Annotated in this window: 13 protein-coding genes; 8 read left to right on the top strand and 5 right to left on the bottom strand. The window is 60.9% G+C overall.

Annotated features, from left to right (window positions below):
• Positions 1-89 precede the first annotated feature (89 nt).
• A complete protein-coding gene (gene yddG, locus GO007_RS07670; RefSeq protein WP_095097668.1) occupies positions 90-968 on the top strand; it encodes an aromatic amino acid DMT transporter YddG in 879 nt (292 codons plus the stop codon).
• Between the two features lie 79 nt (positions 969-1047).
• Here the strand turns inward: yddG and GO007_RS07665 are convergent, their stop codons facing one another.
• Complete coding sequence (locus tag GO007_RS07665; RefSeq protein ID WP_095097666.1) at positions 1048-2547, bottom strand: SmvA family efflux MFS transporter; 1500 nt, start codon at positions 2545-2547, stop codon at positions 1048-1050.
• A 120-nt stretch (positions 2548-2667) separates the two neighbouring features.
• Here GO007_RS07665 and GO007_RS07660 point away from each other — a divergent pair, with 120 nt between their 5' ends.
• From GO007_RS07660 to narI, 6 genes are all read left to right on the top strand, one after another.
• Complete coding sequence (locus GO007_RS07660; protein ID WP_095097664.1) at positions 2668-3252, top strand: TetR family transcriptional regulator; 585 nt, start codon at positions 2668-2670, stop codon at positions 3250-3252.
• Positions 3253-3543: 291 nt separating this feature from the next.
• Entirely contained in the window at positions 3544-4932 is a 1389-nt protein-coding gene (locus GO007_RS07655) for a NarK family nitrate/nitrite MFS transporter (protein ID WP_095097662.1), read from the top strand.
• Between the two features lie 68 nt (positions 4933-5000).
• Positions 5001-8741, top strand: coding sequence for a nitrate reductase subunit alpha (locus GO007_RS07650; protein WP_095097660.1), 3741 nt, complete (start codon positions 5001-5003; stop codon positions 8739-8741).
• Positions 8738-10264, top strand: coding sequence for a nitrate reductase subunit beta (gene narH, locus GO007_RS07645; protein ID WP_095097658.1), 1527 nt, complete (start codon positions 8738-8740; stop codon positions 10262-10264). Before GO007_RS07650 ends, narH begins: the two co-directional genes overlap by 4 nt.
• Entirely contained in the window at positions 10264-10959 is a 696-nt protein-coding gene (gene narW, locus GO007_RS07640; protein WP_095097655.1) for a nitrate reductase molybdenum cofactor assembly chaperone, read from the top strand. Before narH ends, narW begins: the two co-directional genes overlap by 1 nt.
• Positions 10956-11636 (top strand): respiratory nitrate reductase subunit gamma, encoded by a 681-nt coding sequence (narI, locus tag GO007_RS07635; protein ID WP_095097652.1) that lies wholly within the window; start codon positions 10956-10958, stop codon positions 11634-11636. The genes narW and narI overlap by 4 nt, the downstream gene beginning before the upstream one ends.
• 65 nt (positions 11637-11701) lie before the next feature.
• On the opposite strand, the gene nhoA is transcribed toward narI, so the two are convergent.
• The 4 genes from nhoA to GO007_RS07615 all read right to left on the bottom strand — a co-directional run bounded on the left by nhoA (position 11702) and on the right by GO007_RS07615 (position 16027).
• Positions 11702-12547, bottom strand: coding sequence for an N-hydroxyarylamine O-acetyltransferase (nhoA, locus tag GO007_RS07630; RefSeq protein WP_095097649.1), 846 nt, complete (start codon positions 12545-12547; stop codon positions 11702-11704).
• Positions 12548-12626: 79 nt separating this feature from the next.
• On the bottom strand, positions 12627-14279 hold the full coding sequence (locus GO007_RS07625; RefSeq protein WP_095097646.1) for an ABC transporter permease: 1653 nt from the start codon (positions 14277-14279) through the stop codon (positions 12627-12629).
• Positions 14280-14357: 78 nt separating this feature from the next.
• Positions 14358-15326, bottom strand: coding sequence for an ABC transporter substrate-binding protein (locus GO007_RS07620; protein ID WP_095097643.1), 969 nt, complete (start codon positions 15324-15326; stop codon positions 14358-14360).
• Positions 15323-16027, bottom strand: a complete 705-nt coding sequence (locus GO007_RS07615) for an ABC transporter ATP-binding protein (protein ID WP_189339843.1) — start codon at positions 16025-16027, stop codon at positions 15323-15325. The genes GO007_RS07620 and GO007_RS07615 overlap by 4 nt, the downstream gene beginning before the upstream one ends.
• 211 nt (positions 16028-16238) lie before the next feature.
• Between GO007_RS07615 and GO007_RS07610 the strand changes: the two genes are divergently transcribed.
• Positions 16239-16820 carry a flavin reductase family protein gene (locus GO007_RS07610; protein ID WP_095097637.1) on the top strand — a complete coding sequence of 194 codons (582 nt, stop codon included), beginning with the start codon at positions 16239-16241 and terminating at the stop codon, positions 16818-16820.
• Positions 16821-16981: the final 161 nt, after the last annotated feature.

Below are 16981 nucleotides of genomic sequence, written 5' to 3'. Positions count from 1 at the left end.
TAGTATTAACCGCTGATGAAAATATCGGCCTCGCGCAATAGAAAAGTGTTATAAATCCAAGCTGAACTGCTATTGGCATCAGGTTTAAGATGGAAAAGAAGAAGGCAACATTAACCGGACTGGTGGCTATTGTGCTGTGGAGCACGATGGTCGGTTTGATCCGCGGAGTGAGCGAAGGGTTAGGCCCGGTGGGCGGTGCGGCAATGATCTACAGCCTGAGCGGTATTTTGCTGGTGTTTACCGTCGGTTTCCCGCAGCTGCGTCAGATCCCGCGCCGCTATTTACTGGCCGGCAGCCTGCTGTTTGTCAGCTATGAAATCTGCCTCGCGCTTTCGCTGGGCTTTGCCGGCACCCGCCAGCAGGCGATCGAAGTGGGTATGGTCAACTATCTGTGGCCCAGCCTGACGATTTTATTCGCCATTCTCTTTAATCAGCAGAAAAGCACCTGGCTGGTTATTCCCGGCTTATTTATTGCGCTGTTTGGCGTCGTTTGGGTATTAGGCGGTGAGCACGGCCTGAATAGCGATGAAATTATCAGCAACGTCGTCTCCAGCCCCCTGAGCTATATTCTGGCGTTCGTCGGCGCCTTTATCTGGGCGGCCTATTGCACGGTGACCGCCAAATATGCGAAGGGCAAAAACGGCATCACCCTGTTTGTATTATTAACGGCCCTGACCCTGTGGCTGAAATTCCTGTTCAGCGAGCAGCCGCCGATGGTCTTTAGCTGGCCGGTGGTTATCAAGCTGGTGATGGTCGCGGTGGCGCTGGGGCTGGCCTATGCCGCGTGGAACGTGGGAATTCTGCACGGCAACGTCAGCCTGCTGGCGGCGGCATCGTACTTTACGCCGGTGCTCTCATCCGCGCTGGCGGCGGTGCTGCTGAGCGCGTCCCTCTCGTGGTCGTTCTGGCAGGGAGCCGGCATGGTATGCGCCGGCTCCCTGCTCTGCTGGTACGCGACCCGCCGCTAGCCTCCCCGCTGGAGGCGCTCAACGTTGGCGTACCTGCGGCCGCGACAGGCGCCGGGCCGCAAAGGAGCTCTCTCTTCGGCTATAGGGCGTCATTCACCGGCGGCGCTTTCGCCAGGCTGCGCCAGATCCCTACCGCCAGCAGCAGCAGCAGGACGCCGGCGGTCGCCAGGACGATACTGTGGGCGCTGATAAACGCCGTTTTGGCCGCCTCAACCAGCGCATGGGCCGGAATAGCGGGCATCGACTGGGCCAGCTTTATCGCCTCGCTGATAGAGGATGCGGCCTGCTCCGCCGCGCCGCCGTCGACGCCGGTCGGCAACACAATCGACGAGCTGTAGCTGCGGGTCAGGATCAGGCCAAATAGCGCAATGCCCAGCCCGGCGCCGAGCTCGTAGGCCATCGTTTCAATCGCTCCCGCCGCGGCCGCCTTCTCTTTTGGCGCGGCGGCCATAATCGCTGAGCTGGAGGCCAGCAGCGCGCTGGCAACGCTGAAGCCAAGCAGGGTCATCAGCCCCCACGCCAGCCACGGCTGGCTGCTGAAGTCGGTCATCGACAGCCCGAGGAAGCTGAACGCGCTCAGCAGCATCCCGCCGGTGGCCACCTGGCGCAGGCCGAGACGCGAGACCATCATCCCGGCGATCGGCCCGCTAAATCCGCTTGCCACCATCAGCGGCAGCATAAACAGCCCGGCCTCAAACGGCGTTTTACCGTGCACAAACTGCAGCTCCTGCGCCATCAGCAGCTCGAAACCCACCAGCGTAATCAGCGCCGTCATCGCCATCATCACGCCGCTTAAAATAATGCGGTGCGTGAAGAGGCGCATATCCACCATCGGCCTCGCCGATGAGAGCTGCCGGCGCACGAAGGAGAACAGCATCCCCGCCCCGGCAAGGGCCACCAGCCCGGTGATCCACAGCTCAAGCTGCCCTTTCAGCGCCGTTTTGGCGCTAAAGACCAGCATCAGGATCGCCGTAATGAGCATCAACGCCTGCAGCATATTCAGCGGCTGCTCGCGTCGCGCGGGCTGGCAAGGCACCATCCGCGCGCTGAAGGCCATGACCACCAGCACGATGGGGACGTTGAGCAGGAATACCGATCCCCAGTAGAAATGTTCCAGCAGCATTCCGCCCACCAGCGGGCCGAAAGCCGCGCCGCCGGAGCCAATCGCCGCCCACAGGCCCAACGCCATATTGCGGTGGCGGGCTTCGGCGAAGGTGTTACGAATGCCGGCCAGCGTCGCCGGGACAATCATCGCGGCGCCGATGGCCAGCAGCGCCCGGGAGGCAATCAGCGCCATCGCGCTGGGGGAAAAGGCCGCCGCCAGCGATGCGACGCCGAAAATTCCGCTGCCGAGCAGCAGCAGGCGCTTAAAGCCGATTTTGTCGCCAAGCGCGCCCATCGGCAGCACCATGCCGGCCATCACTAATGAATAGATATCAATGATCCACAGCAGCTCATTGCTGCTGGTACTCAAGGATACGCTAAGCGTTGGCGCCGCCACGTGCAGCACCGTGGCATCGATCGCCACTGGAAGATAAACCAGCAAAATCGCTATTAGCGTTAACCATTGCCGAGACATACTACATTTCCTCAATTAACTAAATTGGACACGCGTCCAGGATTGCGATCCTGCCGGATTGTTGAACGACTGTCCAACTTTTTGTTACTATCAATGAAAACCACTGCACGGCGGGAGAATATGAACTATTTAAGTCGGGAAGATCGTCGGGAAGTTATCCTGCAGGCGGCGATGCGCGTGGCCCTGCGCGGTGGCCTTGGCGCGATGACCGTCCGGCAAATAGCCAGCGAGGCCGGCGTTGCTACCGGGCAGCTGCACCACCACTTCACCTCCATCGGCGAGCTTAAGGCCCACGCCTTCGTCCAGCTGATTCGGGATATGCTGGCCATCCAGCTGGTTGATGACGCGGCAAGCTGGAACGAGCGTCTGTTTTCGATGCTGGGCAGCGAAGATGGCCGACTGGAGCCGTACATTCGCCTGTGGCGCGAGGGGCAGCTGCTTTCCAGCAGCGATCGCGATATCAAAGCGGCCTACCTGCTCACCATGAGCCTGTGGCACGAAGAGACGGTCAACATTATTCAGCACGGAACCGCGGCCGGGGAGTTTCACCCCGGCGATAGCGCGGAGAATATTGCGTGGCGGCTCATCGCTCTCGTCTGCGGATTAGACGGTATTTACGCGCTGGGAATGAAAGAGATTGATGACGCTGCCTTTAGTCGATATATAAACCATTATATAATGATGGAGCTTTTTCGCCCTTCCTGAATAACCGGCAGGCCCGACGTCTCCCGCCCGCCCGCGCGGGTGGGAGACGGTTCACCCAGCGCGGCCCTCCTGCTTATGCGGCCAGCAGCGCCCTTTCATGCAACATATTATTTACATTTTGTAACAAATAACAACCCTCTATTCGCCGCGTGTTTTCTTCTGCACCGTTTTTTTTATCTATTCTTTCAAACATTACAATAATTAAAACGACCAGCCTTCATAACAGCCTCAGCTTAATTTTCTGTTTTCTCATCTCTATTTTTGTTTGGTCACGGTGCAATCGAGGGCAATATGTCAATACAAAATGAGAAAGATAATCATTACCTTTTAAAAGACTGGCGACCCGAAAACCCGGCATTTTGGGAAAATAAAGGTAAAAAGATCGCGCGGAGAAACCTTTTTATTTCAGTAACCTGTCTGCTACTCGCCTTCTGCGTATGGATGTTATTTAGCGCAGTAGCGGTGAATCTTAATAAAGTAGGATTTAATTTCACTACCGACCAGCTCTTTTTATTAACCGCCCTTCCTTCGCTTTCCGGGGCAATATTACGCGTGCCCTATTCGTTTATGGTGCCAATATTTGGCGGGCGCTACTGGACGGTAATCAGTACCGTTATATTAGTGGTGCCATGCCTGTGGCTCGGTTTCGCGGTACAGAACCCGGCTACGCCGTACTGGATATTTATCATCATCGCTCTGCTGTGCGGTTTCGCCGGCGCCAACTTTGCCTCCAGCATGGGCAATATCAGCTTTTTCTACCCGAAAGCAAAACAGGGCAGCGCGCTGGGCGTGAACGGCGGGCTGGGCAACCTCGGCGTCAGCGTGATGCAGCTGCTCTCGCCTGTTTTCGTTTTCCTCCCGCTGTTTACCTTCCTCGGCGTGCGCGGCGCCGGGCAGCCGGACGGCTCAACCCTGTGGCTGGGCAACTCGCCGCTTATCTGGGTCCCGCTGCTGCTGATCGCCACCGCGGCCGCCTGGTTCGGCATGAACGATATCGCTGGTTCCAAAACCTCCATTCGCGATCAGCTGCCGGTGCTAAAACGTCCGCATATGTGGCTGCTGAGCCTGCTGTATCTCGCGACCTTCGGCTCGTTTATCGGCTTTTCCGCGGGCTTTGCGATGCTGGCGAAAACCCAGTTCCCGGACGTCAATATCCTGCAGCTGGCCTTCTTTGGGCCGTTTATCGGCGCCCTGGCCCGTTCGTTTGGCGGCATTATCTCTGACCGCCTCGGCGGGGTTAACGTGACCCTCGCCAACTTTATCCTGATGGCGCTGTTTACCGGCCTGCTGTTTCTCACCCTGCCGGGCTCCGGTTCCGGCAGCTTCCTCGCCTTTTACGTGGTGTTTATGGGGCTGTTCCTGACCGCCGGCCTCGGCAGCGGCTCCACCTTCCAGATGATCGCCGTGATCTTTCGCCAAATCACCGTCGATAGCGTCAAAAAGCGCGGCGGTACCGACGAACAGGCCCAGCATGAGGCGGTGACCGATACCGCCGCCGCGCTCGGCTTTATCTCCGCCATTGGCGCCGTGGGGGGCTTCTTCATCCCCAAAGCCTTCGGCACCTCGCTGGCCATGACCGGCTCCCCGGTCGGCGCCATGAAGATCTTTTTTGTGTTTTATGTGGTTTGCGTGCTGGTGACCTGGCTGGTCTACGGGCGCCGCAGGCCGGCGACGAAATAAACAAAATAATAAATGCATGTTGAGCAATGTAACCACGGGGGCGCAATCCCCCGTCAGGAGATAATGTCATGAGCAAACTACTGGATCGCTTTCGCTACTTTAAGCAAAAGGGCGAGAGCTTTGCCAACGGCCACGGTCAGGTGTACAACACCAACCGTGACTGGGAGGATAGCTACCGCCAGCGCTGGCAGTTCGATAAGATTGTCCGCTCCACGCACGGCGTAAACTGTACAGGCTCATGTAGCTGGAAAATCTACGTTAAAAACGGGCTCGTCACCTGGGAAACCCAGCAGACCGACTATCCCCGCACCCGCCCTGACCTGCCGAACCATGAGCCGCGCGGCTGCCCGCGCGGCGCCAGCTACTCATGGTACCTCTACAGCGCCAACCGCCTGAAATACCCGCTGGCGCGCAAGCGGCTGATTGAGCTGTGGCGCGAGGCGCTGGCGCAGCACCCGGACCCGGTGAACGCGTGGAACAGCATCATGCAGGACCCGCAGAAATGCCTGAGCTACAAGCAGGCGCGCGGGAAAGGCGGATTTATTCGCTCGACCTGGAAAGAGCTCAACCAACTGATCGCCGCCGCCAACGTCTGGACCATTAAAAACTATGGTCCGGATCGCGTGGTCGGCTTCTCGCCCATTCCGGCGATGTCGATGGTCTCCTACGCCGCCGGAACCCGCTATCTGTCGCTGATCGGCGGAACCTGCCTGAGCTTTTATGACTGGTACTGCGACCTGCCGCCCGCCTCGCCGATGACCTGGGGCGAGCAGACCGACGTGCCGGAATCCGCCGACTGGTACAACTCCAGCTACATCATCGCCTGGGGCTCCAACGTCCCGCAGACCCGAACGCCGGATGCCCACTTCTTCACCGAAGTGCGCTATAAAGGCAGCAAAACCATCGCTATTACTCCGGATTATTCGGAAGTCGCCAAGCTTTGCGACCAGTGGCTGGCGCCCAAACAGGGCACCGACAGCGCGCTGGCTATGGCGATGGGCCACGTGATCCTTAAGCGCTTCCACCTCGATAACCCCAGCGATTACTTCCTCAACTACTGTCGCCACTACACCGATATGCCGATGCTGGTGATGCTCGACAGGCGCGACGACGGCAGCTGGGTACCCGGGCGCATGCTGCGCGCGTCGGACCTGCTGGACGGGCTGGGTGAAAGCAATAACCCGGAATGGAAAACCGTCGCCTTCAATGCCGCAGGGGAGCTGGTGGCGCCTAACGGCTCGATCGGCTTCCGCTGGGGCGAGAAAGGGAAATGGAACCTCGAACCGCTGGCGGCCGGCAAAGAGACCGAGCTGCGGCTCTCGCTGCTGGATATCAAGGACTCCGTCGCCGCGGTGGGCTTCCCCTACTTTGGCGGTAACGAAAACCCGCATTTTCGCAGCGTTAAGCAGGAGCCGGTGCTGATCCATCAGCTGCCGGTTAAGCAGCTGGCGCTGGCAAACGGCGAAAGCGGCCTGGTGGCCAGCGTTTACGATCTGGTGCTCGCCAACTATGGCCTCGATCGCGGCCTGGATGACGCCAGCGCGGCGCAGGATTTTGACGATCTCAAAGCCTACACTCCGGCCTGGGCCGAACAGATCACCGGCGTGTCGCGCCGACATATCGAGCAGATCGCCTGGGAGTTCGCCGACACCGCGCATAAAACCCACGGGCGCTCGATGATTATCCTCGGCGCCGGCGTCAACCACTGGTACCACATGGATATGAACTACCGGGGGATGATCAACATGCTGGTGTTCTGCGGCTGCATCGGGCAAAGCGGCGGCGGCTGGTCGCACTACGTTGGTCAGGAGAAGCTGCGCCCGCAAACCGGCTGGCTGCCGCTGGCCTTCGCCACCGACTGGAACCGCCCGCCGCGCCAGATGAACAGCACCTCGTATTTTTACAATCACTCCTGTCAGTGGCGCTATGAGAAGTTGACCGCGCAGGAGCTGCTCTCCCCGCTGGCGGATGCCAGCCGCTTTAGCGGCCACCTGATTGATTTTAACGTCCGCGCCGAGCGCATGGGCTGGCTGCCGTCGGCGCCGCAGCTGAGCGTCAACCCGCTGACCATTAAGCAGCAGGCCGATTCCGCCGGACTCTCTCCCGCCGACTTCACCGCCCAGGCGCTGAAATCCGGCGATATCCGCTTTGCCAGCGAGCAGCCGGATAACGGCAAAAACCATCCGCGAAATATGTTTATCTGGCGCTCCAACCTGCTGGGCTCTTCCGGGAAAGGCCACGAGTACATGCTCAAATATCTGCTGGGGACCGACAGCGGCATTCAGGGCGATGAGCTGGGGGCGACGGATGAGGTGAAGCCGGAAGAGGTGGAGTGGCAGACCGCCGCCATTGAGGGCAAGCTCGACCTGCTGGTGACCCTCGATTTTCGCATGTCGAGCACCTGCCTGTTCTCCGATATCGTCCTGCCGACCGCCACCTGGTATGAAAAAGACGATATGAATACCTCGGACATGCACCCGTTTATCCATCCGCTCTCCGCCGCCGTCGATCCGGCCTGGGATGCGAAAAGCGACTGGGAAATCTACAAAGATATCGCCAAAACCTTCTCCCAGGTCTGCGTCGGCCATCTTGATAAAGAGACCGACGTGGTGCTGCTGCCGCTGCAGCACGACTCCCCGGGGGAGCTGTCGCAGCCTTTTGACGTCTTCGACTGGCATAAGGGCGAGTGCGACCTGATCCCCGGGAAGACCGCCCCGACCATCGCGGTAGTTGAGCGCGACTACCCGGCGACCTGGGAGCGTTTTACCTCCCTTGGCCCGCTGCTGGACAAGCTGGGCAACGGCAGCAAAGGGATTTCGTGGAATACCCAGGACGAGGTCGATTTCCTCGGCAAGCTCAACTACGTCAAGCTCGATGGCCCGGCTAAAGGCCGCCCGCGCATCGACAGCGCGATAGACGCCGCCGAGGTGATCCTCAGCCTGGCGCCGGAAACCAACGGTCAGGTGGCGGTGAAGGCCTGGCACTCCCTCGGCGAGTTTACCGGCCGCGAGCACAGCCACCTGGCGATCAATAAAGAAGACGAGAAGATCCGCTTTCGCGATATCCAGGCCCAGCCGCGCAAAATCATCTCCAGCCCCACCTGGTCCGGCCTTGAGAGCGAGCACGTCTCGTACAACGCCGGCTATACCAACGTGCATGAGCTGATCCCGTGGCGCACGCTCTCCGGCCGCCAGCAGCTCTATCAGGATCACCCCTGGATGCGCGCCTTCGGCGAAAGCCTGGTGGTCTATCGGCCGCCGATAGATACCCGCAGCGTCAGCCATATGAAGGCGATCCCGCCCAACGGCTTCCCGGAAAAAGCGCTCAACTTCCTGACCCCGCACCAGAAATGGGGCATCCACTCCACCTACAGCGAAAACCTGCTGATGCTGACCCTGTCGCGCGGCGGGCCGATCGTCTGGCTCAGCGAAACCGACGCCAGGGAGCTGGGGATTGAGGATAACGACTGGATTGAAGCGTTCAACGCCAACGGCGCCCTCACCGCCCGCGCGGTGGTCAGCCAGCGCGTGCCGCCTGGGATGACCATGATGTACCACGCCCAGGAACGAATCATGAATATTCCGGGTTCTGAAGTCACCGGACTGCGCGGCGGGATCCATAACTCGGTGACCCGTATTTGCCCGAAACCGACCCATATGATCGGCGGCTACGCGCAGCTGGCCTACGGCTTTAACTACTACGGCACCGTCGGCTCTAACCGCGACGAGTTCATCATGATTCGAAAAATGAAAAATATTAACTGGCTGGATGACGAAGGTTCCGATCGGGTACAGGAGGCGAAAAAATGAAAATACGCTCACAGGTCGGGATGGTGCTAAACCTCGACAAATGCATTGGCTGTCATACCTGTTCGGTCACCTGCAAGAACGTCTGGACCGGGCGCGAAGGCATGGAGTACGCCTGGTTTAACAACGTCGAAACCAAGCCCGGCATCGGCTATCCGAAAAACTGGGAAGACCAGGAGGAGTGGCAAGGCGGCTGGATCCGAGGGATCACCGGCAAGCTCACGCCGCGCCTCGGCAGCCGCGTCGGCGTGCTATCGAAAATCTTCGCCAACCCGGTGCTGCCGGGGATCGACGACTATTACGAGCCCTTTACCTACGACTATCAGCACCTGCATACCGCACCCGAAGGCCAACACCTGCCAACCGCCCGCCCGCGCTCGCTGATCAGCGGCAAGCGGATGGATAAAATCACCTGGGGTCCCAACTGGGAGGAGCTGCTCGGCGGCGAGTTTGAAAAGCGCGCCCGCGATCGCAACTTCGAGGCGATGCAGAAAGAGATGTACGGCCAGTTCGAAAACACCTTCATGATGTACCTGCCGCGCCTGTGCGAGCACTGCCTCAATCCGAGCTGCGCCGCCACCTGCCCGAGCGGCGCCATCTATAAGCGTGAAGAGGATGGCATCGTGCTGATCGACCAGGACAAATGCCGCGGCTGGCGGATGTGCATCAGCGGCTGCCCGTACAAAAAAATCTACTTCAACTGGAAAAGCGGCAAGTCGGAAAAATGCATCTTCTGCTATCCGCGCATCGAATCCGGTCAGCCAACGGTCTGTTCGGAAACCTGCGTCGGGCGTATTCGCTATCTCGGCGTGCTGCTGTATGACGCGGACCGCATCGAAGAAGCGGCCAGCACCGAGCATGAAACCGACCTCTACGAACGTCAGTGCGACGTATTTCTTGACCCGCACGATCCGGCGGTAATTGAAGAGGCCCTGAAGCAGGGTATCCCGCATAACGTCATCGACGCCGCGCAGAAATCACCGGTCTATAAGCTGGCGATGGACTGGAAGCTGGCGCTGCCGCTGCATCCGGAATACCGCACGCTGCCGATGGTCTGGTACGTCCCGCCGCTGTCGCCGATCCAGTCCGTCGCCGACGCCGGCGGCCTGCCGAACAACGGCAGCATTCTGCCGGCGGTCGAAAGCCTGCGTATTCCGGTCCAGTATCTGGCCAACCTGCTGAGCGCCGGCGACACCGGCCCGGTGCTGCGCGCCCTGAAGCGTATGATGGCGATGCGCCACTACAAGCGCTCGCAGACCGTAGAAGGCGTCACCGATACCCGCGCCATTGAGGAAGTCGGCCTCAGCGTCGAGCAGGTTGAGGATATGTACCGCTATCTGGCGATCGCTAACTACGAAGACCGCTTCGTGATCCCCACCAGCCATCGCGAAATGGCGGAAGACGCCTTCCCGGAATGCAACGGCTGCGGCTTCACCTTCGGCGACGGCTGCCACGGATCGGATAGCAAATTCAACCTGTTCAACAGCCAACGCATCGATGCGATCAATATCGGGGAGAGAGACTAATGCGCATCCTCAAGGTAATCGGTCTGCTGCTGGAGTACCCGGACGAAGTACTGTGGGACAACCGCGAGGAGGCGCTGGCGCTGGTCAGCGCCGATGCGCCGGCGCTGCTGCCGTTTGTTGAACCGCTGCTGGCCGCCCCGCTGCTCGACCGTCAGGCCGAGTGGTGCGAAGTCTTTGAGCGCGGGCGCGCCACCTCGCTGCTGCTGTTCGAGCACGTGCACGCGGAGTCCCGCGACCGCGGCCAGGCGATGGTCGAGCTGATGAATCAGTATGAGCAGGCCGGCCTGCAGATCGACTGCCGCGAACTGCCGGACCATTTACCGCTGTATCTGGAGTATCTCAGCACCCTGCCGCCGGCGGGCAGCCGCGAAGGATTGCAGAACGTCGCGCCGATTCTGGCGCTGCTCGGCGGGCGGCTCAAGCAGCGGCAGTGCGAGTATTATCGGCTGTTTGACGCGCTGCTGGCGCTGGCCGGCAGCAAACTCAATAGTGACAGTGTCACTAATCATGTGGCGGGTGAAAAGCGCGATGATACCCGCCAGGCGCTGGATGCGGTGTGGGAAGAGGAGCAGGTGAAATTTATCGAAGATAAAGCCACCGCCTGCGACAGTTCTCCGCTGCAAAACTATCAACGACGCTTTAGCCAGGACGTCGCGCCGCAGTACGTCGACATCCGTGCCGGAGGCCCGAAATGATACAGTACCTCAACGTCTTATTTTACGATATCTACCCCTACCTCTGCGGCACGGTGTTTCTGCTCGGCAGCTGGCTGCGCTACGACTACGGCCAGTACACCTGGCGCGCCGCTTCCAGCCAGATGCTCGACAAACGCGGTATGGTGCTCTGGTCAAACCTGTTCCACATCGGCATCCTCGGCATCTTCTTCGGCCACCTGTTCGGCATGCTGACGCCGCACTGGGTCTATTCGTGGTTCCTTCCGATGTCGCAAAAGCAGCTGATGGCGATGATCCTCGGCGGCGCCTGCGGCGTGCTGACGCTTATCGGCGGAGCGGGCCTGCTGATCCGCCGCCTGACCAACCCGCGCATTCGCGCGACCTCGTCGACGGCGGATATTATGATCCTCAGCATCCTGCTGATTCAGTGCCTTCTTGGCCTGACGACGATCCCCTTCTCCGCCCGGCATCCGGACGGCAGCGAAATGCTCAAACTGGTGGACTGGGCGCAGGCGGTGGTGACCTTCCACGCCGGCGCTTCGGCGCATCTTGACGGCGTGGCGTTTATCTACCGCGTCCATCTGGTGCTGGGGATGACTATCTTCCTGATATTCCCGTTCACCCGCCTGGTCCACGTCTGGAGCGCGCCGATCGAGTACCTGACCCGCCGCTACCAGGTGGTGCGTTCAAGGCGCTGAGTCTCTCTCCCGGGAGAGCAGCAGCGTTAAGCGCCGGCAGCAATGCCGGCGCTTAAGTAGTCCCGCTATTTACCCGCGTCCGGATGGGTGTCAAACGCCGCCATCACCGCCGCGAGATCCGTCTCGCTAAAGCCGTGCTTCGCGTCATTCACGCCGAGGCCAAAGCGCGTTTGCAGCGTGTCATACAGCGCGGCGACGTCGGGCAAATCGACCTTTTCCACCACCCGGCTGTTATCCCAGTGGGTGAAATGAAAATTGGTTAAGGTCATCTTCCCGCCGTCAATCAGGTGGCGGCACAGCAGCAGGTGGTGGCGGAAATGCGACTGCGGCCAGTGGGCGGACCAGAAATTGCCCATCACGTAATCGGCGGCAAACTGGCAGCCTAAATCGAAATGATACATCGACTGCCAGTGCTCATGATGGCTGAACTGCAGCGTCCAGCGCTCGCCTTCATGCAGCAGGCGATAGACGCCGTGCGGGGTCTGCTGCGCAACGTCCGCCAGCAGCCTGATGGGCGCAGTCAGCGTTTGCCCGCCGAAGCCGACGTCGGCAATCCAGCGCTCGCCGTCGACCTCCACCAGCAGCAGGCGGTGGGTTCGCGGCGGCATCTGCGGCGGATTCGCCAGTACCACGCGGCCCAGCAGGCTACGTACCGAAAAGCCAATCTCGCTCAACGCCCGCTCAAACAGGCCGTTCTGCTCGAAGCAGTAGCCGCCGCGGCGGGCATTAATCAGCTTCTCCTCCAGCGACCGATCGTCAAGGTGAATCTCCCGCGGCAGCAGAACATCGAGGTTCTCAAACGGGATCGCGCTGTTGTGATGGATATGCAGCGTCCGCAGGGTGTTAATCGACACATCCGGGGTTCCCGTCCAGCCCAGACGAGAAAAATAGGCACGTAAAAATGGGCTCATCAATGTCTCCAGCAATCGGTGTGCGTCATTTATAGCGTATTTTTTCCGTCCCACCGGTATTTTTGTGCGGTCGTGAGGCTCAGCGCGCGCTGCGCTGCATCAGCGCCAGGGCGCTCAGCATCAGCGTCAGGCCGGTCAGCAGGGTCAGCGTAGCCATCGCCATTCCCTGTCCCGCCGAGCCCTGCTCAAACTGACGCCAGATAAACACCGCCACGGTCTGCGTGCCCGCCGGGGCCAGCAGCAGAGAGGTCACCAGCTCCCGCGAGGCGACCGCAAACACCATCAGCATCGCCGCCAGCAGCGCCGGAAACACCAGCGGCAGCACGATCAGGCGCAGCGCCTGCAGCGGCGAGGCGCCGTGCACCCTGGCCGCCGGTTCCAGATTATTACCGAGCTGGCGCAGCGCGCTGCCCACGTAGCGCACCGGCCACGGCAGCAGCAGACAGCAGTAGGAGAGCAGCAGCATAAACCAGGTGTTATACGGCGAAACCGGCCAGAACGGGCGGTTCCACAGCAGAATCAGCCCCACCCCGACCACCACGCCGGGCAGCGCCGCCGGCATCAGCGACAGCGCATCGACAATGGCGCTGCCCCTTATTTTTTGGATCAGCACCAGCCACGCCGCCACCAGCCCCAGCAGGCCAACAATCAGCGCCGAGGCCAGCGCCAGAGAAAGGCTGGTCCCCAGCGCCGAAAGCGCGTCGCCCTGCTGGTTAAACAGCGCGATAAAGTGGTTAAAGGTAAAATTATCCGCGCTGATTCCGCCCGACAGCGTGCCCATCAGGCTGGTGACAACCGTCGATGCCACCGGCAGCACCACCGCCAGCCCGGCGACCGTCGCCATCAGCAGCAGCGCCGGGAGGGTAAACCAGCCCGCCGTCGCCCCGCTATTTTCACCCGGTTTGCCGGTCACGCTGGTCACTTCTTTATCCCCCACCAGACGGCGCTGCAGCCACCAGGCCAGCAGCGCGACGACGATCAGCAGCAGCGAGAGCAGCGATGCGCCGTTGAGATCGATGGGCCAGTCGGCAAGCTTCTTCTCAATCCCGACGGTCAGCATCACCACTCCCGCGCGGGAGCCCAGCGCCGCGGGGACGCCGTACTCCTCAATCGCCAGGGTAAACGCCAGCAGCATGCCCGCCGCCAGCGCCGGAGAGAGCATCGGCAAGGTGATATGCCAGAATGCCCGCCAGGCGCTGGCGCCGTGCACGCGCGCCACGATAGCCAGCCGCTGCCCGCTCGCCAGCAGGCTCCGGGAGACGGCAAAATAGACCACCGGGAAAATATTCAGCGCCATCACCAGCACGATCCCGCTGCGGCTGAACAGCAGGTCGTTAAGATCCCAGCCGGTGAGCTGCTGCAGATAGCCGTTGCGCTGCAGCACCAGCATCCACGACAGGGCGGCGATATAGGGCGGCGTGAGAAAAGGAATTAAGAACAGCAGATCCCAAAGGCGCGGCAGCGGCAGATTAAACAGCCCGCGCAGCACCCCGAGCGGGAGCCCGATGGCGACGCTGACCAGCGCCACGCCGCAGGCGATCCACAGGGTGCCGCCGAGCATCGCCGGCAGCTGCGGGTCGGCAAACAGCGTCGCGACGCCGCTAAACGCCCCGGCCAGCGAACCGGCGCTGAAGTGGGGAAATATCGCCTGTAAGACGATAAAAAACAGCGGCAGTGCCACCAGCACCAGCAGCGCCGCTAGCGTAACGCCGGAAATGAGTTTTTGATTCACCGTATGTTCCTGCAAGCGAGGATTCCCCCCGCCGCGCTCGGGCCAACGTCAGGCCGGCACGGCAAGGGGGAAAGCAGATTACTGCGCGAAGAGCGTGTTGAAGCGGGTCAGTACCGCGCGACGTTCGCTGCTGCCGTCGCCGCTGGTCGGCAGGATCTTCAGCTCGTTAAGCAGCGGGCGCTTCGCCGGGAAGTCGGATCGCGCCGGCATCAGCCAGGCGTCCGCGACCATCGCCTGACCTTCCGGCGACAGGACGTAGTCGACAAAGGCTTTGGCATCGTCAGCATGCTGGGTGGTTTTAAGGATCATCATCGGACGCGGCGCAATTACCGTTCCGCTGGCCGGGAAAATCACCTTCAGCGATTCGCCCTGGCTAATATTGCCGTAAGAGACGTAGTCCACCGCGCCGAATACCGCCGCCTTGGCGCCCTGCATCACCGGCGTCACCGCCTGCGCATTAGGCCCGCTGACCACCATCCCGTTCTTTTTCAGCTCATCGAACAGGGCCCAGGCCTTATCACCCATCCCGTTCTGCAGCCCGATCAGCAAATCCAGAGATGCGCCGGACAGCGCCGGGTCCGGGGTGGTCACTTTGTCCTTAAACGCCGCTTCCGTCAGGTCGCGCCACTCCTTCGGTTCCGGCGTGCCGCTTTTGCTGTTCCAGACGATCCCCAGCGCCGAAATGCCCTGCGCAACGTAATCAGCCGATTTCAGATTGGCCGGCACCTTATCGGCGTTGGCGCTTTGATACGCCAGCAGCCAGCCGCGGGAATGCAGATCTTCCGCGGTGTCCCACGAGGCCGAGATCAGCACATCCGCCTGCGGGTTGGCCTGCTCGGCTTCAAGGCGCGCCATAACCTTACCGGTGGTGGCCTGGAAAATATTGACCTTCACGCCGGTTTTCTTTTCGTAGCCGCTGGCGAGACCTTTCGCCAGCGTGCCTGGACCGGCGGTGTAAACGGTTAGCGCGTGGGCGCTGGACATCATCGTGGCCGACAGCATCATCGCGAGCACAGCTCCTTTCTTAAAGGTCATAACGGATTTCATGCGGGTTCCCCTGAGGATGAAGTAACAATGCGGACGGCGGCAACGCTGCCCGCTGATAAATGCACAATACGGTCAGCCAGCAGCTCTGCTTCGCGGCGATCGTGGGTCACGTAGACGGCGGTGATGGCAAGCTGGCGCAGCAGACGGCTCATCTCAATGCACAGCGACTCACGCAGCTCGCTGTCAAGGTTAGAGAGGGGTTCATCAAACAGCAGCACGCGAGGTTCGGCGACAATTGCCCGCGCCAGGGCGACGCGCTGCTGCTGGCCGCCGGACAGGCCGGAGGGTTTACGCTCGGCGAAGCCGGTAAGCCCGACCCGCGCCAGCGCGGCGCTAACCCGCTGCTGGCGTTCGCCGCGAGGCACCCCGCGCATGCGCAGCGGAAAGGCGATGTTTTGCGCCACGGTCATATGCGGCCACAGGGCGTAATCCTGGAAAACCATGCCGATATCGCGCTGCTCCGGGGCCATCCCCCAGCCGGCTTTCGCCACCAGGCGGTCGCCAAAGCGGATCTCGCCGCTGGCGGGAACGGTGAGCCCGGCCAGCAGGCGCAGCAGCGTGCTTTTGCCGCAGCCGGATGGCCCCAGCAGCGCGACGATACTACCCGCTTCGATATGCAGATCGATATTATTGAGAACGGTGTTGGCGCCGAAAGCGAATGAAACGCCGTCAAGCTTGATGCCGGTAAGCGCGCGCATTATCGCCCTCCCCATCGGGAAAGCGATGCTCTACCGGCGGTTGAAACCCGCCGGGCCGCGCCCACCTGCGATAAATACAGGGGAGCTAACATGTTGTTATCCTCTTTGGGACTTAGTGCCGCCAACTATAGGGAGCCTGGATGACGTATTGATTACATTTTCATTGCGGCTTAACTTGTTGTCTGGCATCAGACCCATTTACCAAGGAACGCATATGAGCCGCTTTCGCCACGTCGAACTTCAGTACGCTAGTCGCCTGCTCAATCACGGCCCCACCATTCTGATAACCAGCTACGACGCTCAATCCGGGCGCCGCAACGTGATGGCCGCCGCATGGTCGATGCCGGTGGAGTTCGCGCCGCCCCGCGTCGCCATCGTGGTCGATAAGAGCGCCTGGACGCGGGAGATCGTCGAGCGCAACGGGACCTTCGGCATCGTGGTGCCGGGCGTGGCTGCCGCCAGCTGGACCTACGCGGTCGGCAGCATCAGCGGACGCGATGAGGATAAATTCAACGCCTACGGCATTCCGGTGGTTAACGGTCCGGAGCTCGGCCTGCCGTTAATTGAAGAAAAGTGTCTGGCATGGATGGAGTGTCGGCTGCTGCCGCCCACCGCCGCCCAGGAGCAGTACGATACCCTGTTCGGCGAAGTGGTTTCCGCCGCCGCCGATGAGCGGGTTTTCGTCACCGGACGCTGGCAGTTCGACGATGATAAGCTCAATACGCTGCATCATCTCGGCACCGGCAACTTTGTCGCCAGCGGCCGGCACGTCCGGGCGAACACGCCGGAAGAGTAATCCCGCTGCTCACGGCAGGCTGGTTGAGGGCGCGCAGGGCATTGTGAAACGCATGGCGGGGATCGCTCACCTGCTGCTAAGTGAGGCGCAACCGGCGGCCATCAACCGCTGCCTGATGCACCCGGCGGATACGGTTCGCGGTTGGGGCTGTTTTATGCTCG

It is taken from the genome of Klebsiella sp. 10-1 (assembly GCF_009758445.1).
GTDB classification, from domain to species: Bacteria; Pseudomonadota; Gammaproteobacteria; order Enterobacterales; family Enterobacteriaceae; genus Klebsiella; species Klebsiella scottii.
Note: the sequence above shows the minus strand (reverse complement) of the source record. Positions and strands in the feature narration are given on the sequence as shown.

Excerpts from the sequence above, each read along its gene's own strand:
- nhoA (WP_095097649.1), bottom strand. The coding sequence starts at position 12,547 with ATGAGCCCATTTTTACGTGCCTATTTTTCTCGTCTGGGCTGGACGGGA.
- narW (WP_095097655.1), top strand. The coding sequence starts at position 10,264 with ATGCGCATCCTCAAGGTAATCGGTCTGCTGCTGGAGTACCCGGACGAA.
- yddG (WP_095097668.1), top strand. The coding sequence starts at position 90 with ATGGAAAAGAAGAAGGCAACATTAACCGGACTGGTGGCTATTGTGCTG.
- narI (WP_095097652.1), top strand. The coding sequence starts at position 10,956 with ATGATACAGTACCTCAACGTCTTATTTTACGATATCTACCCCTACCTC.
- GO007_RS07660 (WP_095097664.1), top strand. The coding sequence starts at position 2,668 with ATGAACTATTTAAGTCGGGAAGATCGTCGGGAAGTTATCCTGCAGGCG.
- GO007_RS07610 (WP_095097637.1), top strand. The coding sequence starts at position 16,239 with ATGAGCCGCTTTCGCCACGTCGAACTTCAGTACGCTAGTCGCCTGCTC.
- GO007_RS07655 (WP_095097662.1), top strand. The coding sequence starts at position 3,544 with ATGTCAATACAAAATGAGAAAGATAATCATTACCTTTTAAAAGACTGG.
- GO007_RS07620 (WP_095097643.1), bottom strand. The coding sequence starts at position 15,326 with ATGAAATCCGTTATGACCTTTAAGAAAGGAGCTGTGCTCGCGATGATG.
- GO007_RS07650 (WP_095097660.1), top strand. The coding sequence starts at position 5,001 with ATGAGCAAACTACTGGATCGCTTTCGCTACTTTAAGCAAAAGGGCGAG.
- narH (WP_095097658.1), top strand. The coding sequence starts at position 8,738 with ATGAAAATACGCTCACAGGTCGGGATGGTGCTAAACCTCGACAAATGC.
- GO007_RS07665 (WP_095097666.1), bottom strand. The coding sequence starts at position 2,547 with ATGTCTCGGCAATGGTTAACGCTAATAGCGATTTTGCTGGTTTATCTT.